This is a genomic window from Halobacillus halophilus (genome assembly GCF_020171985.1).
GTDB classification, from domain to species: Bacteria; Bacillota; Bacilli; order Bacillales; family Halobacillaceae; genus Halobacillus; species Halobacillus halophilus_A.
Window position 1 is genome coordinate 82,070 of sequence record NZ_JAIVAL010000010.1, and the last position, 24,820, is coordinate 106,889.

Consider the following 24,820-nt stretch of genomic DNA (forward strand, 5'->3'; position numbering starts at 1 on the left):
TAAAGGTTAGTTGCCAAAGAAGTAATCAAACACGTTACCTTCTTCAGAGGCATCTTTATTATAAAATTCAGAGTAACCACAATTCTTACAATAGACCAATGTAAATTGATGATTTTGTACGTCTAATATATTGGACAGACCTGAGCCTGTCATCGATACATGATTTTGTTCGGCATCTTTACTGCCGCATTTGATACAACCTCGTTCGCTCATAGACACACTCCTGTTTTTAATAATATTTCCTCTATTGGTTCATATATGCGGATATGAGGTTCTATTTAGCATAGAAATGATCAATTTATTTAACAATCATAACCGGACATTTGGCTCGCTTCGCTACTTTGTGACTGACACTTCCGAGCACCATTTCCTGAAGAGTATTTAAACCACGACTTCCAATTACCACGATATCAAAAGCTTCCTCGTTTGCAAATTTAACAATCTCAGGACCTGGCTCACCATGTTTTAATGCTACCTGATAGGACAGCCCTTTACTATCCAGCATCTGCTCAATTGGATTCAGCCGCTCGTGACGGCGACGTTCGATCATTCCTTTGTCACCTTCTGATAGTACATCGGATTTTGATTGTTCACCGTCCACCACATAGATGATCGTAATTTCACCATCACCTTGAAGACGGGCTAGTTCGGCTGCACGCTCAGCTGTTCGTACGGAATGTCCTGATCCATCTGCAGCTAATAATATTTTCTTATACATAGAATCCTCCTGTTTTCATAACATCTGCGGTTATTTTAACACGTATGACGAATTCCATGTAATTCAATCACAAATGTTTCATATTTATATGCTATCTTAATTAGCGTTTTATTTCACTAAAAGCCGGTTAGTTGGACTCAGTTTCGAGGTAGTTTGGGTCCGTTACGATATGAGGAGGGGGCTGGTGGGGAAATAACTCGCTTTCCTATGGGGGAACGGTGAGCTTCCTCGGGCTTATCAGCCCTGTGGGATCTCACCTAGTCCCTTCTCCCATGGGAGTCTCGCCATTTCCCCACCAGCCCAGCCGAGTAAGAATAACGGACGTTTTTATAGGAAAGATTGTACTCCTTCTTATCGGTCCTAAATCCTTTTATGACATGCTATTCCACAACGTTATAGCATGAAATAGCCTCATAATCACATGCTTTTTTTCTCATCAATCCGTCGACGTCTTAAATGGTTTCGAGCATCTAATTCGACAAGGTCCGAAGGGGGACGATGTAGACTTCTGCGGGATGAACATGATCGGTGAGATCCCGCAGGGCTGATAAGCACGAGGAAGCTCAGCACATATAAGAAGTTCGACTAAGATCGCCACGTCCTGTGGCAACGTCGAACGACCCTGCATCGTGCAGGGCCGAAAAGCGAAATCGTCCCCCGCAGGACCAAATTCTCACAAAAGTCTCGAAACTGAGTCTTCAAGTAATGGGAGCTTTTCTTAAACATTGGTGTAGTTTAGGCTGAATTGAATTTATAATAAATTTCCACTTTATGATTTTGGGGTCTATATAAGAGTATATAGAAGAATATAAACGTATGTGTCGAATTTATGCGCTTACATGGAGTTATGAAATTCGTTTAATAGATGATATACTCTGTTCGTTCTTGCCGGATATTAGCACTGTTACGGACAGTGCGCTTTTAAAAATCAATAGAAAGAGGTGCGCAATTGAACACACAAACAATTAAAGAACAATGGTTTGGAAACGTAAAAAACGATACGCTTTCAGGCATGGTTGTCGCAATGGCACTCATCCCTGAAGCGATCGCTTTCTCTATCATCGCTGGAGTCGACCCCATGGTAGGATTGTACGCTTCCTTCTGTATCGCCGTCGTTATTGCTTTTATGGGCGGCCGGCCTGGAATGATTTCAGCGGCCACAGGTGCCATGGCTTTGCTTATGGTTACGCTCGTCAAAGATCATGGTCTGGAGTATTTGCTTGCAGCAACTATTTTGACCGGAATTCTGCAGTTTGTCTTAGGAGCCTTAAGGGTTGGACAGTTCATGAAGTTCATACCACGCTCCGTCATGATTGGTTTCGTTAACGCCCTTGCTATTTTGATCTTCACCTCTCAGCTGACCCACTTTGAAGGGGCAAACTGGGCCATGTATGCGATGGTAGCTGGTTCGTTAGCCATCATTTATATTCTTCCGAAGTTTACAAAAGCTGTACCATCACCACTCGTAGCCATTATCGTCATGACTGTAATTGCGATTACTACAGGAGCAGGCTTAAAGACAGTCGGAGATATGGGCGAATTATCTAGTACTCTGCCAATCTTTCTACTGCCGGACATTCCGTTAACTTTTGAAACATTGGAAATTATTTTCCCAATCTCCCTTGCTTTAGCTTTTGTCGGCTTGCTTGAGTCATTATTAACTGCTCAAATTGTAGATGATATGACCGATACCGTCAGTGACAAAAACAAAGAAGCACGCGGTCAGGGTACAGCTAATGTTGTAGCTGGATTGTTTGGAGGTATGGCTGGATGTGCTATGATTGGCCAATCAGTCATAAACGTTTCCTCTGGAGGACGTGGACGTTTGTCCACCCTTGTCGCAGGAGTATTCATGATGCTCTTAATTATCGTCTTCAATGATTTACTGGTGCAGATTCCTATGGCGGTGCTGGTAGGAGTCATGATTATGGTCTCCATTGGAACCTTTGACTGGAGCTCTCTTACTCGATTCCACAAAGTTCCAGTTACAGATACAGTGGTTATGGTGATTACCGTAGGAACTGTTGTTAAAACACATGACTTATCTAAAGGTGTATTAGCAGGTGTAATTTTAAGCGCCATCTTCTTTGTAGCTAAGATCTCTAAAATACACGTAGAAGAAGCGTATGAAGAAAGCACGGAAAAACTAGTCTATCAAGTAAGTGGACAAGTTTTCTTCGCTTCCATTGACAATCTTATGAAGCACTTTGACTTTAATGCGGACGCTAAAGAAGTTGTCATTGATTTCTCAGACTCCCATATTTGGGACGATTCAGCCGTAGCTGCTATTGATAAGCTGGTGCTGAAGTTCAGGGAAAACGACAAAGATGTACAAATTGTGGGCTTAAACAAAGATAGTTCACAGTTAGTCAAACGGCTTGCCGTTCATAATAAACCTAATGCTTCTGTATCCAACCATTAATAAAAAAGTGATTCCCATCTGGGAATCACTTTTTTTATTATCAAGAGCCATGCTTTGCGGCCCATTCATCTTTGAGCATACTGTAAATGCATGAATCCCGCCAGCTTCCTTTTATAAGAAGATCCTGTCGCAAAACTCCCTCTCTAACCATCCCTATTTTCTCCAGAACATAAATGGAAGCCACATTTTCTGGATTGCAGGTGGCTGATACACGGTGAAGATGGCACGCTTCGAAACTGTGCTTCAATATGAGAAGAGCAGCTTCTGTAGCGTAACCTTTGCCCCAGTGTTCCGGGTGAATAATAAAACCGATCTCACCCACACCGTCCCAATCGATAATATTCATTTCAATATTTCCAACAATTCTTCCGGTTTCATTCATTACTATGGCAAATACAAATCGGCTGCGATGCCGAACTTCCCGATCACGAATCGCCTGTTGTACGAAAAAAATTGAATCCTTTTCGCTATTTGGTCCCCAGGGTTGAAATTTACATGCCTCTTGATTCGATGCGTATGAGTGTAAAGCTTCCCAATCTTCAGGAACAATTTCTCTTAGATGCAATCGTTCTCCTTTTTCAAGAATCTCCATTTGACTCACACTCCATTATATGAAAGATATGGGATTAACCTTCACTTCCATTGATGATAAGCCTCCATCCATACCTCAGGAGATTCTTTTACCATATACGTTTTCACTCCCTTAATGGTGTGTAAATACAACAGTCCATAGCTGTCCGAAAATGGTTTATAAGAGACATCGAAAATATCTTTCAGCCGATACGTTTCCGTCGGAGTAATCACTTCGGATTCATAAAGATCTAATGTCGACTGCTCTTCTGTGTACACTTGCTGATTGTCCTTAATGACCCTGGTCTGCCACACAATCGGCTGCGAATAAAACAAATATAATCTTCCTTTCTTTATTCCTTGCTTATTTCATTATACCCGATTCCTGCGCATTCGTATCATTTTGTCTAGTTTTGTCAATTAATGGAGAACCAAGAGTGTGAATGGCTTTCCTTATGGGCACTTTTATATTAGGATGGTAAAGGTGTTTTTGCACAACCTAATCCTAATTGGAGGAACCATTATGAGTGATCGCAATAAAGGAATTCTATTACTGCTTATATCTGCATTCGGATTTTCTATGATGGCCGCGTTAGTGAAATTATCAGGAGATGTGCCTACCGTCCAAAAGACACTGTTTCGGAATCTTGTCTCTGCCATCATCGCTTTTGGATTTGTGCTGTATAATAAAGAGCGTTTGTTCGGAAAGAAAGAAAACCAGAAGCTTCTTCTATCCCGTTCGGCCCTGGGTACCATTGGAATGGTCCTATTCTTTTACGCCATAGATAACCTGGTCCTTTCAGATGCGGATATGCTGAATAAACTGAGCCCGTTTCTGCTTATCATATTTTCGGCTATTTTTTTGAAGGAAAGAGCACGGCTGTATCAAATCGTATCTATTATCATTGCTTTTATCGGTACTCTTTTTATTATCAAGCCGGCCTTTTCCGTAGAGTTCATTCCCTATCTTGCCGGCGTATTTTCAGCCGTTTTCGCAGCAGGGGCCTACACATTGCTGCGTGTTCTCGGAGATAAAGAGAAATTTTATACCATTGTCTTTTACTTCTCATTTTTTACGACGGTTTCTCTTCTCCCTTTTACCATAGCTTTTTATGAACCCATGTCGTTAGAGCAATGGATTTATCTTCTTTCTGCAGGCGGCTTCGCTACTCTGGGGCAGTTTGGCTTAACAATAGCTTACAAATTTGCTCCCGCAAGAGAGATTTCAATCTTTTTCTATTCCACCGTGGTTTATTCCGCCCTGATCAGTATCTTCCTATTTGGACAGGTGCCTGATTGGCTCAGTATTCTCGGCTATATAACGATTTTCGGAGCATCCTTTTATATGTTCTTTAAAAATAATCAAAATGCTAAAGCGAATTATTCCAAAGCGTAAACGAAAGACCTTCCTTTTATCCCTGAGGAAGGTCTTTTATATAGTGTTTTTTAACCCCAGATCCATCACTTGGATAAATAAGGATTAATGAGTCCAATATCGTGGTATTTTTTACTAATGGCTATATATAGCTTAAACCAGTGAGGACCGCTCAATATTATTTATGAGAAGTCGAAATTTCATTTTGAATAATTACCTCTCTGGTCTACTCTAAGGTTATGAAGCCGGTAGGAGGGACTCTGTATGCATACCACACCGTATATCATATTATTGTTCATTGGCTATCTTATTTTCACAATAGATAAGAAAAAAGAAGATCTACCCGTACCCCCGATTTTGACTTTAATAGGGATTAGTCTTTTCTTTATTCCCTACTTCTCATCTATAGAAATTACCGAAAACTTAATTTACCATATATTTTTGCCTGGTCTTTTGTTCACATCCGCTTATCGCTTTCCTCCCTCTGCTCTTAAAGAGAATGGAGGTATTATCGGTTTCTTTGCAACGATTGGCCTTGTACTTACAGTTATTCTGCTTGGTTCCATCATTTTTATTATTAGTACACCGTTTGTGTCTATGTCGTTTGCTGGGGCGATCTTAATTGCCGCCATGCTGACACCTACAGACCCGGTATCCGTGGCCTCCATTTTAAAGCAGTCCTCTGGAGACGAAATGATGGCAGACGTGGTGGAAGGAGAATCCTTAATCAATGACGGCACCAGCATTGTCATCTTCTCTGTTGTATCAGGGATTTTCCTTAATAAGGAGCCCTTTTCCTTCAGCTTCTTTTTAGGAGAGTTCCTGCTAGTCTCACTTGGTGGCATTTTCATTGGCATATTATTCGGCTGGCTGTTCAGTAAAGCTATTCATTTTACTCATCATAAAGAATATCAGGTGATGCTCAGCATTGTAGTAGCTTATGGTATTTTTAACCTTGCTGAATTCCTGGATTTATCCGGGGTATTAGCTACGGTATTCGCTGGTATCATGCTTTCCTTTGAATTCGGCCGGACAATTAAAGAAGATCATTTTCGTGAATCGCTCGATAACTTCTGGGGCATTGTTGAGATCTCTATTCTTTCTTTATTATTCTTACTGATTGGTATTGTATCCGCTGACCATCTGTCCTTTAATTACTGGTGGCTGGCTGTATTGATTTTCATTGCCTCCATTATTGTGCGCTTCATCATCATAGCTGGAACGACGCAAGTATTTCCAAAATGGAGGAAAAAAATCGGCTGGCGGAAGTCCTTTCTTCTCAGCTGGTCGGGTTTAAAAGGAACTATGTCTGTTTTTCTTATTTTAAGCCTTTCCACTCAGGGAGGAGACAGAACAGATCTCTTACTTTCATTAACATTTGCAGCCGTTCTGCTCTCTCTCATTATTCAAAGCATCGGCATTTACCCATTATCAAAGAGACTGCTCAAATAACAAAGCTCTAGTAAAAATAATCGCATTTCCTCATCAAGACTTATTCAACAACAGTGCCGGTTAGTTGAAGACTCGAATTCGAGATAATTGGGTCCGTTACGTTAAATGGAAGTAGAGGCTAGTGGGGAAATAACTCGCTTTCCTGTGGGGGAACGGTGAGCTTCCTCACTCGTTTCACTCGCTGTGGGATCTCACCTGATTCCTTCTCCCACGGGAGTCTCGCCATTTCCCCACCAGCCCCACTTAGTTAGGAGAAACGGGCCCTTCAGAAAAGAAGTGCTTGGCTTCTATTACCTGCCCGAAATGTTTATGTATCGGACAATTAAGCAAAATTATCGACTTTAAAACGCCTTTCACTGCTTCATGTTATTTCCCTGAAAACGGGTACTTTTTGAGTGGTTTCGAGCCTCTCATTCGGCCAGGTCCGGAGGGGGATGATGGAGACTCCTGTGGGATGAACATGTTCGGTAAGATCCCGGAAGGCGGAGCCTGAGGAAGCTTACCCCATGCCCGCGGAAAGCGAAATCGTCCCCCGAAGGACTGTCCTCTCAACCTAAATATCTCGAAACTGAGTCTTCAAGTAACGGGAGCTTTACTTTAAAATCAAAATGGCAGATTTAAAAGAGTTAAAAAAGCATTCCCATTGAGATCTGGGCGGGCACAATTCAATTTTTATGCACTTCCATAGAGAGAGTGAATAAATCTCGATAGGAAAAAGTTAAACGAACAAAAACAAGGAGGATGAAGCATGAATTCTTTATTTATTTCAATCATTATTATGGCTATAAGTGTAGCAGCATTGTTTCTCGTGTTCATACTTGTTCTTCTAAAAAGGAGTAAAAATAAGAAATGAAAAGGAATGTCAGATATAATAAGCCCTTCTGTTCATGAACAGAAGGGCTTATTATGTATTAAAAAGTTTCATCAAGAGTTTTGTTTTAATTGCTTTACTAGCTTTAGAGTTTCTTCATATTCCTTTTCAAGAAGAGATCGGTCTTCATTTATTCCGGGAATACTTAATCGACTAATAAGTTCAGATAGTTTCGTTTCAAGCGTCATCAAATTGTACACGTCCTCCTCTGCTTTCTGGGGTTTATTCAAGGCTTCCTGCCATTCTTGCCACGTTCCATCAAAATAGTTCAGTTTTTCCTGCTCGATGATCCATAACTGATCCGCTGTTTTCTCAACAAACGTCCGGTCATGGGTAACGTACAGAATCGTCCCAGGATAATCCTGCACCAACTTTTCCAAAGCTTCTATGGCTTCTATGTCCAGATGATTGGTCGGTTCATCTAATATAAGCAGCTGTGCTTCACTGACAAGCATCCTGGCCAGAACTAGCTTCACCCGTTCTCCGCCGCTTAACACCTGAATTTTTTTATGAATATCTTCCTCATAAAATCTGAGCCTGGCCAAGATAATCCGAATCATGGACTCCTCTAAACGACTCGTTTTCGACACATAACCTAAAACCGTTTCCTCATCCGGAAGTGCTCCCATATTCTGATGAAAATATTCTGTCTTAACTCCTTTAGGAAACAACACTTTGTGATGATCAAGTAAATGTTGCAGAAACGTCGATTTACCAGCTCCGTTCGCTCCGATAAATGCAGTTTTTGCCCCCGTTTTCAATAAAATATCGTCTATGCGAAACAGAAATCTGTGTCCAGCCTGGATATCTACTTCTCTTAACTGAAAGATATACTTACTATGGATCTTAGATTGCTGGTCCATTTCCAGCTTCACTTGATCCCATTCAAATGGCTTGTCAGGACGCTCTAAACGATTCAGACGGCGTTCAAGAGTTTTCCCTGTTCGCTCTACTTTTTTCTGTCTGGCGGCTGCTTTATTTTTACCAAGCTGCCATTCAGAATTCCCCATACGCCTGGGTGGCTTTCTCATCCCTTTGGATTGGGTCCGCTTTTGCTCAATCCGATTTTCAATTCGTTTCTTTTCCTGAAGGTACTGAAGATGCTTTTCCATCTGTTGTTCTCGTTCCTGGTCTTTTTGCTGCAGATAAAAGGAATAGTTCCCATTAAACTCTCTAAGTATCCCATTTTCCAGCTCCCAGATCTTATGGCACGTTCGGTCCAGGAGTGTTCGATCATGAGAGATGATTACACAGGCACCAGAATACTCCTGCAGGCGCTCCTCTAACGCTTCCATCCGCGACCAGTCTAAATCATTCGTCGGTTCATCCAGAAACAATAGCGGGGCCTCATTCTGAAAGATAGCGTCAAGCTTGGCAAGCGTACGTTCTCCCCCGCTTTGATGCTCTTCTTTTGGACCTTTATGAATTTGGTCTAATCGATCATAATCTGTGTACCATTTAACCTGAGGTATTACCTCCAGTTCTCCGGATAAGTAGCGAAGGAGCATGGTTTTACCCTGTCCGTTCCTTCCCACTAAACCGATTTTCTCACCTTCGTGAATAGCTAATTCTTTTATATCCAGTAATGTTCGTTCTCCGATTGAATAGTGAATATTTTTGGCATTCATCAATAACATAAAAAAATGACCTCCCTGTACGCTCCAGAGAAGTCATAGTCTGCTGCTTCAGCCATCCTTAAAAAAACATAAAGATGCCCGGAAATCATACGTTTAAAGCAAGACAGACTAATCCTGTATCTGGAACGAGTAAAATTTCTTATTTACATACTCGTATAGTGACAGGATTAGTACTTCATCGCTTTAAACGTCAGTCCCTTCTATTTCATCTTCATTTATTATATGATGAACGAGAATATATTTGCAAGAAAATTCGGAAAGGGTGGATCAGCATGGGGAAGGTCGTGTTATACATTGCACAAAGTCTGGATGGTTACATTTCCAGAGAAGACGGTTCAATTGATTGGCTTTGGGATGGACAGGATAGTGGAACGGATTATGGTTTTGAAGCATTTTTCAATCAAATGGACACTGTGATTCTCGGGAGAAAGACTTACGAACAAATTTTTGAATTAGCGAGCGAGTTTCCTTATCAATCTAAAGATGTCTATGTTGTAAGCCGTACGAAAGAAGGTCACGATTCCTATGCTACCTTCATTCAGCCCGAGCAAATCCTTCCGCTGCTGAATGTATTAAAAGAAGATAAAAATATCTGGCTGGTTGGCGGAGCACAGTTAATTGACCATTTTGTAAGCATGGGGCTTATTGATGAATATCATCTGGCGATTCAGCCCACCTTGATCGGCAGTGGAATCCCCCTGTTCAAGCCGCACCAAAAAGAACAGCAGCTTAATTTATTAAATACCGAAAAGTTCGATGATGGGATGATTATGCTTACTTATCAGCTTAAATAGGTAGAGTACTCTAAAATCTACTATTAGTTAGTGGCCCTCATACTTTAATAAAGTTCATCTAGGAAAAGGAGGAAGTTTATGTTTCCAGATAAATTAAAACAAGGGGATGAAATACGGGTAATCTCCCCTGCTGAAAGCCTGGCTATTATTGCTGAAGATCAGCGCAGACTCGCCATTCAGCGCTTGGAACAGCTTGGTGTCCAGGTTAGTTATAGTACATATGCGGAGACACGCGATGATTCTGCTCTTTCCCAATCCATTGAAAAAAGAGTCGCCGATCTTCACGAAGCTTTTACTGACGAGCGCGTTACCATGATCCTTACTACGATTGGAGGTTTTGACAGTAACCAGCTGCTTCGATATATAGATTATGATCTGATCCGTCAAAACCCCAAAATCCTCTGCGGCTTTTCGGACATCACGGTTCTTTCGAATGCCATTTATCAAAAGACTGGCCTTGTGACTTATAGCGGCCCCCACTTTTCTACATTTGGCATGAGAAAAGGAATTGAATATACGTGGGAACATTTTAGGCAGGTGTTCACCCAAACCACTCCTTATTTTATAGAACAGGCGGATCACTGGAGCGACGACCGCTGGTTCCTGGATCAGGAGAATCGTCATTTTTATAAAAATGATGGATATGTTGTCATTAATGAAGGCAAGGCAATAGGCCGTACTCTTGGAGGGAATTTATGTACATTAAATCTTCTTCAGGGGACCGAATTCATGCCTGTACTTGAGAACACCATTCTTTTTCTTGAGGATGATGAATTGACCATGCCGCAAACCTTTGACCGCGATCTGCAGTCCCTTATTCATCAGCCCGGGTTTGAAAAGGTGAAGGGACTTGTCATCGGCCGTTTTCAAAAAGAATCCAACGTCAGCCTGGATCACCTCCACGAGATCATTAAATCGAAGGAGGAACTCGCAAATATCCCGGTCATTGCTCAGGCGAGCTTCGGCCATACCACACCCCAGTTCACTTTTCCTATCGGTGGGAAGGCCGCCATTCAGGCTTTCGGTCAAGAAGCTTCCATTCAAATGACAGAGTACTAACTGCACCCGAATATATTAAACAAAAGGACGGGCTGAGCCGTCCTTTCTAGTTGTTATTCGTTAACCAAATCATACACTTTATATACTTTTCCATTCTCAATGTCTTTAGGTTCATTGATGAGATCCATAAGAATCGATGCTACTTCATGCGGAGATCTCAGCTGACCTTCTTCCTTCATCTGCTTAAATTTATCGACGTCTTTGAACTCTTCTTTAGAAGATGAACGTATTTCGTCTTGCATATCCGTGTCCATGACCCCTGGGCTGAACGCCAATATAACATGCTGATTCCCTTCCTGCTCTAACGCAAGGGTGGATGTAAACCGATTAATAGCTGCTTTTGCACTGCTATATGTACTCCACCCGTGAACTGGACGTTCAGCTGCACCGGAAGTGATATTAATAATCGAAGTCCTGATTTCTTTTTTATTCGCTTCTGCCAGACAGCGATTAATCAAAAGAACAGGAGCTGTCACGTTTACCTGAAAGTGCTTTTGAACAGAAGCAGGTTCTAATTGTCCGACCGGATTAATTGGCTCAATCACTCCTGCATTATTCACCAAATATACATAGTGGGTGTCCTCATGAAAAGCTTCCTTAACAATATTCTCAAGACTTTCCTCCAATTGGCCAGAGTCACTCAAGTCACATGAAATGTGGGTATAGCTGACCCCTCTTTCATCAGCCAGTTTCTGTAAAGATTTGTTTTCGTTTCTGGATACAGAAATTAAATGAACATTCTTTTCAATAAATTGTTTCGCAATGGACTCTCCTAGTCCACGGGATGTTCCGGTAACAATAGCATATTGCATGTAAAAATCCTCCTTTTAACTGCTATTTTTCATTATTCCCGACTTCCTGAATAGAAAACCTAACCGTGCCCGCAGACTGCTTTACATCTATAATAGCAGCGTATATGATAAATGAAGCACGAGTTTGACTGATAGAAGAAGGAGTCTGACATGAAGTATCTCTACTTATTTATCATTTATGCAGGCGGGCTCGTAATCTCCAGTCTGGGTCTTGCCCTGATTATTAAATCTGGTTTGGGAGTAGGACCTGCCGATAGTATAGCTGTAGGTCTATCTATGCGCTTTCCGGTTACGGTAGGATCCGTTATGATTGCAGCTTTTGTCATATTACTGCTACTTAATGCGTGGCTTGAAAAAAAACGGCCGCAGTATGAATCTCTCATCCCCATTATTATAAGGGGGCGGACCGTAGATCTGTTTTTATACGGGATGCTTGAAAACGCAAATTATGAAGTATGGTGGACTCAGTGGGGGACCTTTTCCCTGGGATTGCTCGCAACGGCTCTGGGCGTGGCTGTTTATTTACGCACCCCTTTCCCAAGAATTCCGCTCGACCACTTTATGATGATTATGAATGAAAAAACCAAACAGTCCAAAGGCTTTATCCGGATTATAGCAGAATCAGCTATGGCTCTTGTCGGCTATCTTTTAGGCGCTCCAGTGGGCATAGGAACACTTATCGTCGCTTTATTATTAGGCCCCTTCATCCAATGGTCTTATTTCTGGGCGCGTCCGATTGCAAGGCTATGGTCAGATTCCGCCCGTTCTTCAAGTGCGTCGGACTGAATAACAAAAAAGCGTGAAACAGTGTTTCACGCTTTTTTAGATTTATTTTTCTTTATTCATCGGTGAAATTAAGTTTTGTTACTCCAGTTTCTTCTAACTTCTGACCAATTTTTTCTTCTATTTTCACACGTTCCTCCATCATTTCATCGGTCATCTTGTCCTGACTCGTTCCATAACGCTCGGCCATTTCTTTATCAGCCAGTTTTTCGACTAGCTTATCCCAGAAACTGAACTCATCGTATTCCTCTACGTACGTATCGAGCAGCTTAGATTCATAATCAACATCCAGATCATAAATGTCCATTTCCTCTTGGTGAACAACTCGATCCTCAAGTCCCGCTTCTTTAAACTTGGCAAGAACAAGCTCTCGTACATCCTCAAACTCTTCATCTAATTCCATACGGGTGGAATTAACCATCCAAGTGCCCAAATATACGGTCTCTACTAATTTTTCATACTGTTTCTGAGATAGCTCAATATTGACTTTTCCCATTCTTATTCCTCCATTTCATCAATGGTTCGTAGGAATTATATCATAATTCCTTTCTATAACACCAAAGAACGAAAAAGCGGTATGACAGCCAGGGGCCAAGCATACCGCTTTTACTTATTGAGCTTTTTGATTACTTCTGAAGATGGAGGCATCCGGAGAGATACCGGCTTCCTCTTCGTACCGCTGCTGCAGAATACGCGTCACAGCCCCTGGGTTCCCATCTCCAATCTGCAGATGATCCACTTTTAAGATCGGCATAATCTCAGATGTACTGCTGGATAAAAATAATTCATCTGCGTATTGAAGATCTTCAATTTCAAACGATTCTTCTACAAAATCAATGTTCTGAGAGTCACAGAAAGCTTCCACACGCATTCTTACACACCCATGCAGAATATTTTTCTTAGCGGGGTGTGTATAGACCTTACCATTCTTCACCATGTACACATTGGATGAACTACATTCGGTAACTTCACCGTCTTTATGAAGCACAGCTTCGTAACAACCCTGTTCTTCAGCTGCTTGTTTAGCCATAACATTTGGAAGCAGATTCAGGCTTTTAATGTAGCACCAGTCCCAGCGCACGTCTTCATGGGTTATAGTGTGGACCCCGCCAGCTATTAGATCCGTTGGACGCGGCAAATCTTTAACATAAGCGTACAGATTAGCTGCTGTGTCTTTAGGAAATGCATGATTCCTTGGGGCAGAACCACGTGTAATTTGCAAGTACACTTTCGCATCGCTTTCTACCTTATTGATTTCCAGTAGACGTTTTAAATGATCATACATTTCTTCCTGAGTATAGGGCACATTTATTTTTACAGCGGCTGCTGATCTATATAAACGCTCTACATGCTCTTTTAACAGATAAAATTTGCCGTTATAGACGCGGATCACTTCGTAAATTCCATCGCCGAACTGCAACCCCCGTTCTTCAAACGGATAGCGGAGTTCATCCTGATGAATAAAATCGTCTTCTGTTAGTATGCGATCATAAATGGTCATGAGATCGTCCTCCTTACAAATTCATTCATTAACGCCTAGTTTATCAAAAAAATTTATATTCAAACACGTTTTTACTTATAATCCATCATTTTCCCTCCAGTTCCTCCTGAAATGTAGAGGGATGATTGGAAATGAGTGTACCGAAGTTTTTTCCTTTGCACAAGTCCATCATGACTCCCGACTGATTGAAATTAAAGATGTGTACAGGTACTTGATGGTCCCGAGCTAACAATAAGGCGGATTGATCCATTACCTGAATATCCTGCAGCAGCACATCATTATAATTTAAATTCCCATATAATTTAGCATCCTGATTGGTTACAGGATCCGCTGTATATACTCCATTTACTCCCTGCTTGGCTACGAGAATGGAATCGCACTCCAATTCAATCGCACGTTGTACAGCAGGGTAATCAGTCGTCACAAAAGGCTGACCGTTTCCACCTGCCAGAATGACAATATAACCTTTATCAAGATGATACATGGCTTTTAAGCGTATATAGGGTTCCGCTACGGAAGTAATCGGGATCGAAGTCATTACCCGAACCTCTTTTTCTGTTTTATTTTTTAAAACCCCCCGCAGCATCAGGCTATTAATTACAGTGCCTATAGTCCCTATATTATCAGCCTCGACTCGGTCGATGCCCCACACTTCTGCCGTTTTCCCTCTGAAAATATTACCTCCACCTACAACCAGGGCAACCTCCACACCGGCTTCTGTCAGGTTCAGAATTTCATTCGCTATGTGTTCCAGGCTGGAATGATCAAAATTTTCCTGACTGTCTCCACTGAGTGCTCCTCCGCTGATTTTCAACAGTACTCGTTTATACCTCATCAACATGTCCTCCCCGGTTTAAAAAAAGAGCATAGACAAAAGTCTATGCTCTACTTCTGGAGCGGAAATACCAATTCGGCCATAGGTTTAACCAACTGATGTGTAATGGCCTTCATAGTTCCCGCTCCTCTCCTTTGATTAGCTACTCATCATTGTATCATATGCTGTGAGGGAAGTAACGTTTCTTCACTGTAGGGGAACGTTTACTTGAAAGCTTGGTTGTTCACTAGGAACACCTTCCCCCTTTTTATCCATAAGCGGATAAAATAATAGGGTAAGATCCTCGGTCTTTTCGTGTAAATCAAAATCTTCCACCTGTACATATTGAAAAGTAGAAAATGTTCCCTTTACCGTTCCTGTCGTCTGTCCACTAAAGTTTGTCCCATTTGTATCTACAACCTTAACCAAAAACTGAACAGCACCGTCCTCTTTCTTCCACTTCTTCTTTTGTGCCAGATCTAATTTTCCATATGAAATACCAAGATACAGTTTTCCTGTATCCAGCCCATGATACAACGGCGTAACCTGAACACCTGAACCTTCAATCTCGAGAGGCGACGAAGTTAGAGAAACAGGACGTCTCTCAGGGGAAGCTGTCATAGGATATGCCTGCCCCTGCGCAAGCTGATTAAAGTCTTTGTTGATCTGAAAAAAAATAATAACGATCAGCAGAACAGCCAGAAAACCATACAGTGTCCAACGAAGTGCTTTCATCGCTTCCACCTCACGCATCCGATATAGTGAATCTTTAGAATATTATACCAGATTTTTCATATACGTCCGTGTAACAATTCCAAGATAGTAAAAAAGACTGTCTCCGCGGGATTTAGTAAGTCCCTGCATCGACAGTCTTCGCTATTATAAGTATTTCTTCTGTATTTTTTTACCGCTGTAGCTGAACACTACATCTCTATGTTCTATTCTTGTTTCTAGATGGACAGGACGTCCCCACAATTGATATACATAAGGGATGGTTTTCTCTAAATAACTGACATCCAGTTCAACCTCTTCATAATGATGCTTTAAATACAGCTCTCCGCTCTTTATATAATCTCCGTCCTGAACCGTAATGTAAGGGAAACCTCCATTTACCCTCATTGTGACCAGCTGATCTCTTACAGCCTCATGATCCTTATCTGTAATTTTATATTTCTGTCCTTGCTTCTGAAATAAGTATAAGTCTTCCTGACGCACAAGTTCTTTTGTCAAATAGTTTCGAATAAAGCTTTGATCTGATTCAATTTCACGAACTTCAAACATCTTTTCTCTGCCGGAATTCTTCTGAATGCCATGCTTCATCATTTCTTCCGTCGGGTTATCGTACCTGTACTCAATATCTTCAAATATTTTCAGTCCTAAGTAATAAGGATTGAGTTGAGTTTTTGAAGGCTGCACGACGCTCGCATTCAGCTTGGCAAAGTCGATCACTTCATCACTGGTGAGGTCCATCTCCCTCAAGATTCTGGCATGCCAATAAGAAGCCCATCCCTCGTTCATGATTTTCGTTTCCAGCTGTGGCCAGAAGTAAAGCATTTCTTCTCTCATCATCGTTAAGATGTCGCGTTGCCAGTCCTCAAGCTCCCGGCTGTATTGTTCAATAAATAAGAGCAAGTCCTTTTCAGGTTTTGGCGGAAATTTCTTTTTCTTACGTTGCATGGACTGTTCTTCCGAAGACGACTCATCAATCTTCCAAATATCATCGTAAGGAGTGGATATGGATTTTTCCGAACTCTCTTCGTCTTCATCCATTGTCCAGGCCAATTTCGGCCTTACAATTGATGGATCGATATGCTCCTGAATCGCAAGGACAGCATCTAAGAAAGATTCCACCTCTTCTTTTCCGTATAATTTATCATATGAAGCAATTCGTTCAGCCGTAGCCGCCATACTTTCTACCATATCCCGTTTTGTATTCTGGAAGCGTGCATTATTTTTGAAAAAGTCACAATGGGCAAGTACATGAGCTACAATTAGTTTATTTTGAATTAAACTATTAGAGTTCAGTAAAAAGGCGTAACAAGGATTTGAATTTATCACCAGTTCATAAATTTTACTTAAACCGAGGTCATACTGGACCTTCATTTTGTAGTACTGTTTTCCAAAGCTCCAGTGAGAAAAGCGGGTAGGCATCCCGTATGCTCCAAATGTATAAATGATATCATCAGGACAAACCTCATAGCGCATCGGATAAAAGTCAAGACCGAATCCCTTGGCAATCTCCGTAATTTCCTTGATTGCATTGTGCAGTTGTTTCTGGTCCTCTGGTTTCAAAGGGCCCCTCCTCCTTTGATTTCACTTATCTTACTATATGAGAAGGAGCGAGAGAACATGAAAGATTGATGCTTCTAATCTTTCATTGGGGACTAGAGGATTTTAGCCATAGCATACTCATCTACCCATTGATCGTTTACATATAATGAATCACGTTTGACCCCTTCTTTTATAAAACCAGCTTTCTTATACAGCTGGATGGCCGGCTCGTTATGGACCATTACTGTCAACTCCATACGATGTATTTGATTCTTCCGTGCCCATTCTTCCACTTTGCTAAATAGTTGAGAAGCGATCCCCTTTCCTTGATACATCTTCAGGACACCTGTAACAATCTGAACGGTGTACCGGTTCCGCTCTGCGCGCCCGCCAATACACATAATATGTCCAATTAGTTCCCCGGCGTTCTCAGCAGCCAGTATAACTGCATTCTCCTGATCCCGGACGCTTTCGAGCATATTTTCTGCCTGATCCACACTCATTTGTCTTTCTCCAGCCCCATATAAAAGAAAATCAGTTTCCGCTTCCAATTGATCTCCTAACTTAACGTAAGCTTCAGCCTTTATTGGCGTAAGTGTAATGATTCTCATGATAACCGCCTCCTTTATGTATTACTTTAAATAAACTCCCTGTTGATTTTAAAGAAAAGCTCCCATTACTTGAAGACTCAGTTTCGAGATAAATGGGTTATAAGGAAGGTCTGATCACTCTTCCACCATAGGGTGGCGAAGGTAACGACGAGACTCCCGCGGGAGAAGGAGCTAGGCGAGACCCCACAAGGAGTGTTAACGACTGAGGAGGCTTGCCAGTTCCCCCGCAGGAAAGCGAGTTGTTTCCGTAGCCAACCCCTCTCTATATCAGCAACATACCTAAGATATCTCGAAACTTAGTCTTCAAGTAACCGGCCCTTTAGCTTAATAAGACTTTACTGACAGTGAATATAAACGTTTCAAATTTTCTATCTTCAAATGAATGGCTCTATTATATCAAATTGGTTTAAATGGATACTTCTCTGCAAGCAAAAAACCAGGCCCTCTTATGAGGCACCTGGTTTATCTAAATTACTTTGCTTCTGGAAAAACTCGATCAACCATTTGACCGAACTCCTGGAAAAAGCCACGTACAGGCTTTCCATTTTCCACGTCATTCACGTAATTATTGGTTAAATCAATGAAGTCAGGATTGGTGGAAACATAAACATTGTTTATATCCTGATCTGTATTTTTTACAGCTTTGGTAATATCCTTTTCCACCTTGTCCGTCATATTATCTTCACCGCTGTTATTGTCCATGACCGCTGCCACATACGCATTATCACGCGTTTTTAAAACGTAAGCTTTATCGATGCCTTTAACATTTTTCTTTATATTAATTGCCGCATCTTTAGCGACGTGATAATTCGTATTATGAACCATACCGCGATCGTTGTCGTAACGGTTTGTCCGGTTACCTTCTTGGTACATATTGTCGGCCATACGTTGAAAACGTGTATTTTGTACACCTTCATAATTGTCCTGGCCTGTGCCTGTTTCCTGTTCTGCTTGACAAGCAACCAGAGAGGATGCAGCTAAAAGACCAATAGCAAATGCTCTTATTTTCATGGTTTATTCCTCCTTAGGCAGCTTACACATAGTATGTGAAATTCGAAAGCAAATATGCGATGAATCATCTGCCGGAATAAACCACCAAATTCCATAATAAAAAGGCCTTTCTAAAGAAAGACCTCATTACCCAGAAAACGGTAAACTCCACCAAATATTAAAAAATAATATAAATACGAATAAAATAGCATTAACAAATAACAAAAATATTGGCAGCAATTTAAACGAACCTGTTAGTCCCACATACATTTTCCTCAATAAAATAAAACCGGCAATTAGTACTATGTATAAGAACAAGAACCAAATCCATTTGTAGTCTGTTGAAGCTTCCACCCCAATTTCATATCCAATCGCATAAACCAGCCAAGCCCCTAAAAAAACCATAATGGAGAAGGGGATAAACCTTCTTTCACCATTCAAATGGTGTAAGGAAAGATATGCGATTACTAGTAATGCTATACCTATAACTTCACATACCAAAACCATCACACGGTGTGTTGTCTCTGCTTCAGCTGTTACGAAGCTTAAAAGCAAAAATAACCCAAAGGCGATGACCCCGCCAAAATTTGCATATTCCCATTGTTTCTTGGTCACCACTGTAATCTCCCTTCGTATACCTTATACACATTTAAAAGTTACTATACCATCATAACAAACCACACCAGGGCATGTGGGAAAAAAGCTCAAAAACACTCGTATTTCCCAAAATTGTGACGAACTTTCTGACTGATAATTACCCGAACAGGAGACAATAAAAACAATCCTTTTAAGAAGGATGTGACCCAGTGAATTATCAGGATTATGACAAAGCACTGCATTTTATGATCTGGGGGCAGTGGGATGATTTACTTGTCCTTATGGTACGTACACGAGATCAGTTTTTATCCAAAAAAATTGAGACGTTTCTGCATGCCAGTTACTACCCAGGACATGAAAGCCAGATGCTTGAGTCCCATGAAGCTTTGTTAAATTATATTGACCACGCCCAAACCACCATGGCCTACCCGGTATTTAGATAAATCAAATTGCAAAATGTAAAATAACACCACCTCAGGTCATCCATAATATGGATGACCTGAGGTGGTTATAAATGTAAAAAAGAAGCAGCCAGGAGGTCTGCTTCTTTTACATTCTTGGATAATCCTGATGAATGGAATGAACGTGCATTTCATCAATTACCATATGCTTAGGTGCTTCAAGCATATAAACAATAGCTTGAGCTATATCTTCTACTTTAAGCCAATCTGACTTTCTCGGTTCTCCTTGTGTTGTGTTTGCAAAGTACGTGTCCACTTTACCAGGGTTAATAGTACCCGCACGTATGCCATCACTGCGCACTTCCTGCGCCAGTGAACCCATGAAGCCTTGTACCGCATATTTGGTAGCTGTATATAGAGAACCATTCTCAGGAATCGCATATCTCGCTACATCAGAAGCTACCGTCACTATCGTACCCGATTTTTGTTTTCTCATAATCGGAAGTACAGATTTTGAGGCAAGAAACACACCTTGTACATTAATATCAAACGTCTTCTTCCATTCCTCGACGGTTATAGATTCTACGGGTTTGCTTTCCCCAATCCCTGCATTGTTAATTAAAATGTCGATTCTGCCATAAGCATTTTTCGTTGCCTCAACAACATGATCCACATCGTTCTCATTACTTACATCAGCTGTAAATGAAAGTATATCTGCATATCCATAAGCCTTTAAATCTTCACCCGTCTTATGAATATCCTCAGAACTGCCAAGAATCGAAAGTTTAATTCCTTTGGCCGCTAATTGGAAAGCCAGTTCACGGCCTATCCCCCGGGAAGCACCCGTTACTATAGCCACTTGGTCTTTTAACAAAGGAACCTTCCTCCTTTACGTCCTTTCCGGCTTAAATTCAGTTTTCAGTTTATAGTCCAGCTGAAAAAGATCGTGCCGGCGATCCTGCAATTGTCTAACCGTACCTGACTTGCGCTGGCGTCTTAATATCTCCAGGTCTACATCTCCAACGACCACAGTTTCTACGTTCGGGTTGCACTCTCCGATAATTCCGTCGCGAGCAAACTCAAAATCAGATGGAGTAAAAATCCCGGACTGAGCATACTGGATGTCCATATTTTCTACCTGCGTCATGTTCCCTACCGTACCAGATATGACCGTGTACACCTGGTTTTCCACAGCACGTGCTTGAGCACAGTATCGAACCCGCAGGTAACCTTGCCGGTCATCTGTACAAAACGGAACGAAAATAATGTTCGCTCCCTGATCCACAGCGTACCGGGCCAATTCAGGAAACTGAATATCATAACAAATTTGAATGGCGATTTTTCCACAGTCCGTATCAAACACTTTCACGGCATCGCCAGGCTGAATTCCCCACCACGTCCGCTCATTCGGAGTGACATGAATCTTATATTGTTTCTCAATCGTCCCGTCTCTTCGGAATAAATAAGATATATTATAGATTTTTTCATCTTCCTCTACAAAGTGAGAGCCTCCGATTATATTCACATTATACTTCACAGCCAGATGAGTAAACATTTCAATATAGTCCTCTGTATAATCCGATAATCTTCTTACGGCTTTCGATGGAACTTTTTCTTCTAAAAATGACATGAGCTGGGTCGTGAAAATCTCAGGAAAGACCGCAAAATCACTGCCATAATCGGCAGCCACATCAACATAATACTCACACTGCTTCTTAAATTCTTCAAATGAGTCGATGTTTTTCATCATGTATTGAATAACCATAATTCGAACGGGGTTACTCGTCTTAAAATGCCTCTTGGTACGTGCGCGGTAGTCAATATTATTCCATTCCATCAGCGTTGCATATTTAGAAGAAAGATCGTCATCTGGTAAGTAGTTTGGGTTGATACGCATGACCGTGAACCCATTCATAATTTGAAAGGTGAGCACCGGATCATAAATACTTTGACTCCTGACCTCTTCTACATATTCCCTTGGGGTCATTTCGTTCTCATACTTATGATAATTCGGAATCCTTCCTCCTATGATAATGCTTTTCAAATTCAATTCCCTGGCCAGATCTTTACGTGCTTCATATAAACGGCGGCCAATCTTCATTCCTCTGTATCCTGGGTGAACCATGACTTCAATACCATAAAGATTATATCCATCCGGATCATGGTTGGTGATGTAGCCTTTATCTGTAATGTCATCCCACGTATGCCGATCATCATATTCATCAAAGTTAACGACCAGACTGGAGCAGCTTCCTATAATTTGTCCATCAAATTCTACGACAAACTGACCTTCAGGAAATATTTTCAAATGACTCTCCAAATGGTCTCGTTTCCAAGGTTCCATGTTAGGAAAGCAAAACTGCTGTAATTCAAAAATCTGTTCTATATCTTTTTCCTGCATATGTCGTACAATCATTTTCTTTTCGTATTGAGTTAAATCTATTTTAGACACGATATCCCTCTCCTTATTGTCTTTCTTCCCTCAATTCTATCGTACTTAACTAAAAAAATCCGTGTCCAGCAAACTCTTTCCTAATTTTTCACAAAAAATCCCGAACGTGGAACAACCATTTGTTAAGATCAAAAATCTATTTTTCGTAGGCAGGGTAAATGAAGATATCTAAAATTAGTTTTTCAGAGAGGCGATTTTAATTAGTTTGGTAAGACAGCGTTCTCATTATTCGAAGCAGCCGTCTTACATGTGTTTTTTTAAAGAAGCCTTTATAATATCTTACAAAAAAGAGCTGACCTTAAGACAGGACAGCTCTTTAGCTTATCTAAATTTACGAACATACCATTTCAATGCTTCATTTAATGAACTGTCGAATAATTTCTCTCTCCAGTACAAATCTGCGGTCTGAGACACGGCATTGTTTTTCGCCGGATATGGATGAATGATATTGGATATCGCTTGAAATTTCTTATTCAGAGCCTGAACCGTACCAATTTCCTGCATCCATTCCCCTGCTCCTTCGCCTATAGCATGAGCTCCTACAATCCGGCCTCGATTTGTCGTTAGAACTTTAACAAGGCCGTCGGTATGACGCTCAGCTATAAAGCGATCACTATCGGCAAGTTTTGTCTTAAAGGTCAAGAGTTTTTCACCGTATTGCTCTCTTGCTTCCTCTTCTGTAAGCCCTAGATGATAAATCTCTGGGCCTGTATAGACTACCCAGGGTACTCTTTCGTATGATGCTTTTCTGGATAAGCCAAATACAGCATTGGAAACAGCAATTTTTCCTTCCATACCAGCTACGTGAGTGAACGGCATGGATCCATTACAGTCTCCAACTGCATAAATATGACGCTGAGTCGTTCGCATCGCAGCATCCACAGCAATGGAACCATTGGAAGTTTCAACGCCAGCCTGTTCTAAACCGAGTTTGTCTACATTCGCTTTTCGTCCCGTAGCTACTAATAACTTTTCAACGTTCAGCGAATTGGCTGCACCGTCCTTCGTGTAGTGAAGTTTCACGCCTTCATTCGTAGATTCGAGGCGATCCACATTTGCCCCAGTTATGACGTTCATTTCCTCAGATAACAATCCTTCGGCAAGCCCGGCAATTTCCTTATCTTCTTTAGCTAAAATCTGTTCCCCACCTTCAACGATCGTAACGTCTACACCTAAACGGGACATCGCCTGAGCGAGCTCAGAGCCAATAATGCCTCCTCCGATCACACCGAGTGAAGCCGGTCTTTTACGCAAAGAAAAAATAGATTCGTTTGTAATGTAATCGATACTGTCTATACCCGGTATTGGTGGCACTACAGGAGAAGAACCAGTAGCAATAACAAAACGTTTCGCTGAAATGGTTTCTTCTCCCACTCGTAATGTATGTTCATCTACAAATTCGGCTTCTGCTTCATAAATATCAATTCCCAGTTTGATGAAGCGATCTTTGGAGTCGTGGTTCTGCACATCTTGCACGGCTTCCGCCACACGTTCCATCGCACCTGTAAACAAACGATCATAGTCCGAGTCAGAGAAGTCGGAATACTGTCCAGCCTGATGGACTTCCCGGGCTGCTTCTATTAACGCTTTAGAAGGCATGCAGCCATAATGCAGACAGTCACCTCCAAGTTCACTCTTTCTTTCAATAAGAGCAACGGACGCTCCAAAACTTGCTGCCCCGGCAGCAACAGTGAGACCGCCTGATCCTCCGCCTATAACGGCGATCTGGTAATCATAACTCATGAACTGGCCTCCTTCTCTACGTATCCATAGTAAGCTTCAGTGAAAGCTTTCATTCGTTTTCGGTTTACGCCCATATCAGAATAACCCGTGCGAGAAGCTGAGCGGAAATGCACCTGCTGGCTTGATTCATCTAAATAAAACTCTACATCATCTTTGAATCGTAAAAGCTTTGTTATCACAAGAGCGTGAATATAATGCTCCTCTTCAATTTCTACTTTGGTTCTCTCCATTTCCTGCAAGACTTTCTTCAGTGTTTCTTTCGTTGAATTCAAATCTCCGTGAAACGGTAAAGGTTCCATCTGTTTATCTGATTGATCAGTTTGAGTTGAAACGCAGTTCGGAGAATTAGGACATTCAGCTAATCGACCGTCCTTCACTCCAAGATATTGTTTTCCCATGCTATGAACCACTCCTTTTCTTTACACTACCTCTATATTCACGTTTAATCCAATAAAAAAACACCCTAGACTCTCTAGGATGCTTTTTTACCTGTGTTTTTATGTTTTTTTGCTTTCTCAGATTCGGAAGATTTCTTATCCAATTTTTCTTTTGATTGACTTGAATTCGATTTAGTCTTGTTCTTCTTTTTATCTTTCGAGGACCTTTTATCCGATTTATCCTTCGATCGATCAGAATTGGAGTTTGTCCTGTCCTTCTTATCATCTTTTGAGGACGGCTTATCCGGTTTCTCTTTTGATTGACCCGGATTGGATTTAGGTTTGTCCTTTTTCTTATCTTCCGAGGACCCTTTATCTGATTTATCCTTCGATTGACCTGGATTCGATTTCGCCTTGTCCTTCTTTTTATCTTTCGAGGACGGCTTATCCGGTTTCTCTTTTGATTGACCCGGATTGGATTTAGGTTTGTCCTTTTTCTTATCTTCCGAGGACCCTTTATCCGATTTATCCTTCGATTGACCTGGATTCGATTTCGCCTTGTCCTTCTTT

General features: G+C 41.3%; 25 protein-coding genes and 1 pseudogene. 7 read left to right on the top strand and 19 right to left on the bottom strand.

Going from position 1 to position 24,820, the window contains the following annotated elements:
* Positions 1-6 precede the first annotated feature (6 nt).
* Positions 7-213: a zinc ribbon domain-containing protein gene (locus LCM11_RS15560; RefSeq protein ID WP_224895204.1), complete on the bottom strand. Its 207-nt coding sequence runs from the start codon at positions 211-213 to the stop codon at positions 7-9.
* Positions 214-298: 85 nt separating this feature from the next.
* Complete coding sequence (locus LCM11_RS15565) at positions 299-718, bottom strand: universal stress protein (protein WP_224895209.1); 420 nt, start codon at positions 716-718, stop codon at positions 299-301.
* 949 nt (positions 719-1,667) lie between these two features.
* Here LCM11_RS15565 and LCM11_RS15570 point away from each other — a divergent pair.
* Positions 1,668-3,140: a SulP family inorganic anion transporter gene (locus LCM11_RS15570; RefSeq protein ID WP_224895212.1), complete on the top strand. Its 1,473-nt coding sequence runs from the start codon at positions 1,668-1,670 to the stop codon at positions 3,138-3,140.
* Positions 3,141-3,180: 40 nt separating this feature from the next.
* Here LCM11_RS15570 and LCM11_RS15575 read toward each other — a convergent pair whose 3' ends face one another.
* Together LCM11_RS15575 and LCM11_RS15580 are read right to left on the bottom strand one after the other, a co-directional pair.
* Positions 3,181-3,732 carry a GNAT family N-acetyltransferase gene (locus tag LCM11_RS15575; RefSeq protein ID WP_224895213.1) on the bottom strand — a complete coding sequence of 184 codons (552 nt, stop codon included), beginning with the start codon at positions 3,730-3,732 and terminating at the stop codon, positions 3,181-3,183.
* Between the two features lie 41 nt (positions 3,733-3,773).
* The gene (locus LCM11_RS15580) at positions 3,774-4,046 is read right to left on the bottom strand and encodes a hypothetical protein (protein ID WP_224895214.1); all 273 of its coding nucleotides are present in this window, start codon (positions 4,044-4,046) and stop codon (positions 3,774-3,776) included.
* Positions 4,047-4,233: 187 nt separating this feature from the next.
* On the opposite strand from LCM11_RS15580, the gene LCM11_RS15585 reads away from it, so the two are divergent.
* Both LCM11_RS15585 and LCM11_RS15590 read left to right on the top strand, forming a co-directional pair.
* Complete coding sequence (locus LCM11_RS15585; RefSeq protein ID WP_224895216.1) at positions 4,234-5,106, top strand: DMT family transporter; 873 nt, start codon at positions 4,234-4,236, stop codon at positions 5,104-5,106.
* 243 nt (positions 5,107-5,349) lie between these two features.
* Complete coding sequence (locus LCM11_RS15590) at positions 5,350-6,537, top strand: cation:proton antiporter (RefSeq protein ID WP_224895218.1); 1,188 nt, start codon at positions 5,350-5,352, stop codon at positions 6,535-6,537.
* A 924-nt stretch (positions 6,538-7,461) separates the two neighbouring features.
* Here LCM11_RS15590 and abc-f read toward each other — a convergent pair.
* On the bottom strand, positions 7,462-9,045 hold the full coding sequence (gene abc-f, locus LCM11_RS15595) for a ribosomal protection-like ABC-F family protein (protein WP_224895219.1): 1,584 nt from the start codon (positions 9,043-9,045) through the stop codon (positions 7,462-7,464).
* Positions 9,046-9,317: 272 nt separating this feature from the next.
* On the opposite strand from abc-f, the gene LCM11_RS15600 reads away from it, so the two are divergent.
* A complete protein-coding gene (locus LCM11_RS15600) occupies positions 9,318-9,839 on the top strand; it encodes a dihydrofolate reductase family protein (RefSeq protein WP_224895220.1) in 522 nt (173 codons plus the stop codon).
* Positions 9,840-9,917: 78 nt separating this feature from the next.
* Complete coding sequence (locus LCM11_RS15605; protein WP_224895222.1) at positions 9,918-10,898, top strand: S66 peptidase family protein; 981 nt, start codon at positions 9,918-9,920, stop codon at positions 10,896-10,898.
* 53 nt (positions 10,899-10,951) lie between these two features.
* Here LCM11_RS15605 and LCM11_RS15610 read toward each other — a convergent pair whose 3' ends face one another.
* Positions 10,952-11,710 carry a (S)-benzoin forming benzil reductase gene (locus tag LCM11_RS15610; RefSeq protein WP_224895223.1) on the bottom strand — a complete coding sequence of 253 codons (759 nt, stop codon included), beginning with the start codon at positions 11,708-11,710 and terminating at the stop codon, positions 10,952-10,954.
* Between the two features lie 150 nt (positions 11,711-11,860).
* Between LCM11_RS15610 and LCM11_RS15615 the strand changes: the two genes are divergently transcribed.
* Entirely contained in the window at positions 11,861-12,496 is a 636-nt protein-coding gene (locus tag LCM11_RS15615; protein ID WP_224895225.1) for a YczE/YyaS/YitT family protein, read from the top strand.
* A 52-nt stretch (positions 12,497-12,548) separates the two neighbouring features.
* Here LCM11_RS15615 and LCM11_RS15620 read toward each other — a convergent pair whose 3' ends face one another.
* The 8 genes from LCM11_RS15620 to LCM11_RS15655 form a co-directional block, all read right to left on the bottom strand.
* Positions 12,549-12,989, bottom strand: a complete 441-nt coding sequence (locus tag LCM11_RS15620) for a hypothetical protein (RefSeq protein ID WP_224895226.1) — start codon at positions 12,987-12,989, stop codon at positions 12,549-12,551.
* 114 nt (positions 12,990-13,103) lie between these two features.
* A complete protein-coding gene (gene dat, locus LCM11_RS15625; protein ID WP_224895228.1) occupies positions 13,104-13,994 on the bottom strand; it encodes a D-amino-acid transaminase in 891 nt (296 codons plus the stop codon).
* A gap of 85 nt (positions 13,995-14,079) precedes the next feature.
* The gene (gene pyrH, locus LCM11_RS15630) at positions 14,080-14,829 is read right to left on the bottom strand and encodes a UMP kinase (RefSeq protein ID WP_412098154.1); all 750 of its coding nucleotides are present in this window, start codon (positions 14,827-14,829) and stop codon (positions 14,080-14,082) included.
* Positions 14,830-15,015: 186 nt separating this feature from the next.
* Positions 15,016-15,543: a hypothetical protein gene (locus LCM11_RS15635; protein WP_224895232.1), complete on the bottom strand. Its 528-nt coding sequence runs from the start codon at positions 15,541-15,543 to the stop codon at positions 15,016-15,018.
* A gap of 144 nt (positions 15,544-15,687) precedes the next feature.
* Positions 15,688-17,100 carry a SpoVR family protein gene (locus LCM11_RS15640; RefSeq protein ID WP_224895233.1) on the bottom strand — a complete coding sequence of 471 codons (1,413 nt, stop codon included), beginning with the start codon at positions 17,098-17,100 and terminating at the stop codon, positions 15,688-15,690.
* Between the two features lie 92 nt (positions 17,101-17,192).
* The gene (locus LCM11_RS15645; RefSeq protein WP_224895235.1) at positions 17,193-17,690 is read right to left on the bottom strand and encodes a GNAT family N-acetyltransferase; all 498 of its coding nucleotides are present in this window, start codon (positions 17,688-17,690) and stop codon (positions 17,193-17,195) included.
* 471 nt (positions 17,691-18,161) lie between these two features.
* The gene (locus LCM11_RS15650) at positions 18,162-18,701 is read right to left on the bottom strand and encodes a YhcN/YlaJ family sporulation lipoprotein (RefSeq protein ID WP_224895236.1); all 540 of its coding nucleotides are present in this window, start codon (positions 18,699-18,701) and stop codon (positions 18,162-18,164) included.
* A gap of 126 nt (positions 18,702-18,827) precedes the next feature.
* Positions 18,828-19,295, bottom strand: coding sequence for a hypothetical protein (locus tag LCM11_RS15655; protein ID WP_224895238.1), 468 nt, complete (start codon positions 19,293-19,295; stop codon positions 18,828-18,830).
* Positions 19,296-19,486: 191 nt separating this feature from the next.
* On the opposite strand from LCM11_RS15655, the gene LCM11_RS15660 reads away from it, so the two are divergent.
* Positions 19,487-19,720 (top strand): YhdB family protein, encoded by a 234-nt coding sequence (locus LCM11_RS15660; protein WP_224895239.1) that lies wholly within the window; start codon positions 19,487-19,489, stop codon positions 19,718-19,720.
* A gap of 106 nt (positions 19,721-19,826) precedes the next feature.
* Here LCM11_RS15660 and LCM11_RS15665 read toward each other — a convergent pair whose 3' ends face one another.
* The 5 genes and pseudogenes from LCM11_RS15665 to LCM11_RS15685 form a co-directional block, all read right to left on the bottom strand.
* Positions 19,827-20,552: an SDR family oxidoreductase gene (locus LCM11_RS15665; protein WP_224895240.1), complete on the bottom strand. Its 726-nt coding sequence runs from the start codon at positions 20,550-20,552 to the stop codon at positions 19,827-19,829.
* Positions 20,553-20,567: 15 nt separating this feature from the next.
* The gene (locus LCM11_RS15670; RefSeq protein ID WP_224895241.1) at positions 20,568-22,130 is read right to left on the bottom strand and encodes a GNAT family N-acetyltransferase; all 1,563 of its coding nucleotides are present in this window, start codon (positions 22,128-22,130) and stop codon (positions 20,568-20,570) included.
* Between the two features lie 321 nt (positions 22,131-22,451).
* Positions 22,452-23,873 (bottom strand): dihydrolipoyl dehydrogenase family protein, encoded by a 1,422-nt coding sequence (locus LCM11_RS15675; protein WP_224895242.1) that lies wholly within the window; start codon positions 23,871-23,873, stop codon positions 22,452-22,454.
* A complete protein-coding gene (locus LCM11_RS15680) occupies positions 23,870-24,271 on the bottom strand; it encodes a DUF1499 domain-containing protein (protein WP_224895243.1) in 402 nt (133 codons plus the stop codon). The genes LCM11_RS15675 and LCM11_RS15680 overlap by 4 nt, the downstream gene beginning before the upstream one ends.
* A 74-nt stretch (positions 24,272-24,345) precedes the next feature.
* Positions 24,346-24,820, bottom strand: a pseudogene (locus tag LCM11_RS15685) (hypothetical protein); the annotation flags it as partial.

Bases quoted from the DNA above. Each gene is read 5' to 3' on its own strand.
- LCM11_RS15650 (WP_224895236.1), bottom strand. From the start codon at position 18,701: ATGAAAATAAGAGCATTTGCTATTGGTCTTTTAGCTGCATCCTCTCTG.
- LCM11_RS15635 (WP_224895232.1), bottom strand. From the start codon at position 15,543: ATGAAAGCACTTCGTTGGACACTGTATGGTTTTCTGGCTGTTCTGCTG.
- abc-f (WP_224895219.1), bottom strand. From the start codon at position 9,045: ATGTTATTGATGAATGCCAAAAATATTCACTATTCAATCGGAGAACGA.
- LCM11_RS15610 (WP_224895223.1), bottom strand. From the start codon at position 11,710: ATGCAATATGCTATTGTTACCGGAACATCCCGTGGACTAGGAGAGTCC.
- LCM11_RS15620 (WP_224895226.1), bottom strand. From the start codon at position 12,989: ATGGGAAAAGTCAATATTGAGCTATCTCAGAAACAGTATGAAAAATTA.
- LCM11_RS15645 (WP_224895235.1), bottom strand. From the start codon at position 17,690: ATGAGAATCATTACACTTACGCCAATAAAGGCTGAAGCTTACGTTAAG.
- LCM11_RS15575 (WP_224895213.1), bottom strand. From the start codon at position 3,732: ATGGAGATTCTTGAAAAAGGAGAACGATTGCATCTAAGAGAAATTGTT.
- LCM11_RS15675 (WP_224895242.1), bottom strand. From the start codon at position 23,873: ATGAGTTATGATTACCAGATCGCCGTTATAGGCGGAGGATCAGGCGGT.
- dat (WP_224895228.1), bottom strand. From the start codon at position 13,994: ATGACCATTTATGATCGCATACTAACAGAAGACGATTTTATTCATCAG.
- pyrH (WP_412098154.1), bottom strand. From the start codon at position 14,829: ATGAGGTATAAACGAGTACTGTTGAAAATCAGCGGAGGAGCACTCAGT.
- LCM11_RS15680 (WP_224895243.1), bottom strand. From the start codon at position 24,271: ATGGGAAAACAATATCTTGGAGTGAAGGACGGTCGATTAGCTGAATGT.
- LCM11_RS15560 (WP_224895204.1), bottom strand. From the start codon at position 213: ATGAGCGAACGAGGTTGTATCAAATGCGGCAGTAAAGATGCCGAACAA.
- LCM11_RS15605 (WP_224895222.1), top strand. From the start codon at position 9,918: ATGTTTCCAGATAAATTAAAACAAGGGGATGAAATACGGGTAATCTCC.
- LCM11_RS15585 (WP_224895216.1), top strand. From the start codon at position 4,234: ATGAGTGATCGCAATAAAGGAATTCTATTACTGCTTATATCTGCATTC.
- LCM11_RS15600 (WP_224895220.1), top strand. From the start codon at position 9,318: ATGGGGAAGGTCGTGTTATACATTGCACAAAGTCTGGATGGTTACATT.
- LCM11_RS15615 (WP_224895225.1), top strand. From the start codon at position 11,861: ATGAAGTATCTCTACTTATTTATCATTTATGCAGGCGGGCTCGTAATC.
- LCM11_RS15590 (WP_224895218.1), top strand. From the start codon at position 5,350: ATGCATACCACACCGTATATCATATTATTGTTCATTGGCTATCTTATT.
- LCM11_RS15565 (WP_224895209.1), bottom strand. From the start codon at position 718: ATGTATAAGAAAATATTATTAGCTGCAGATGGATCAGGACATTCCGTA.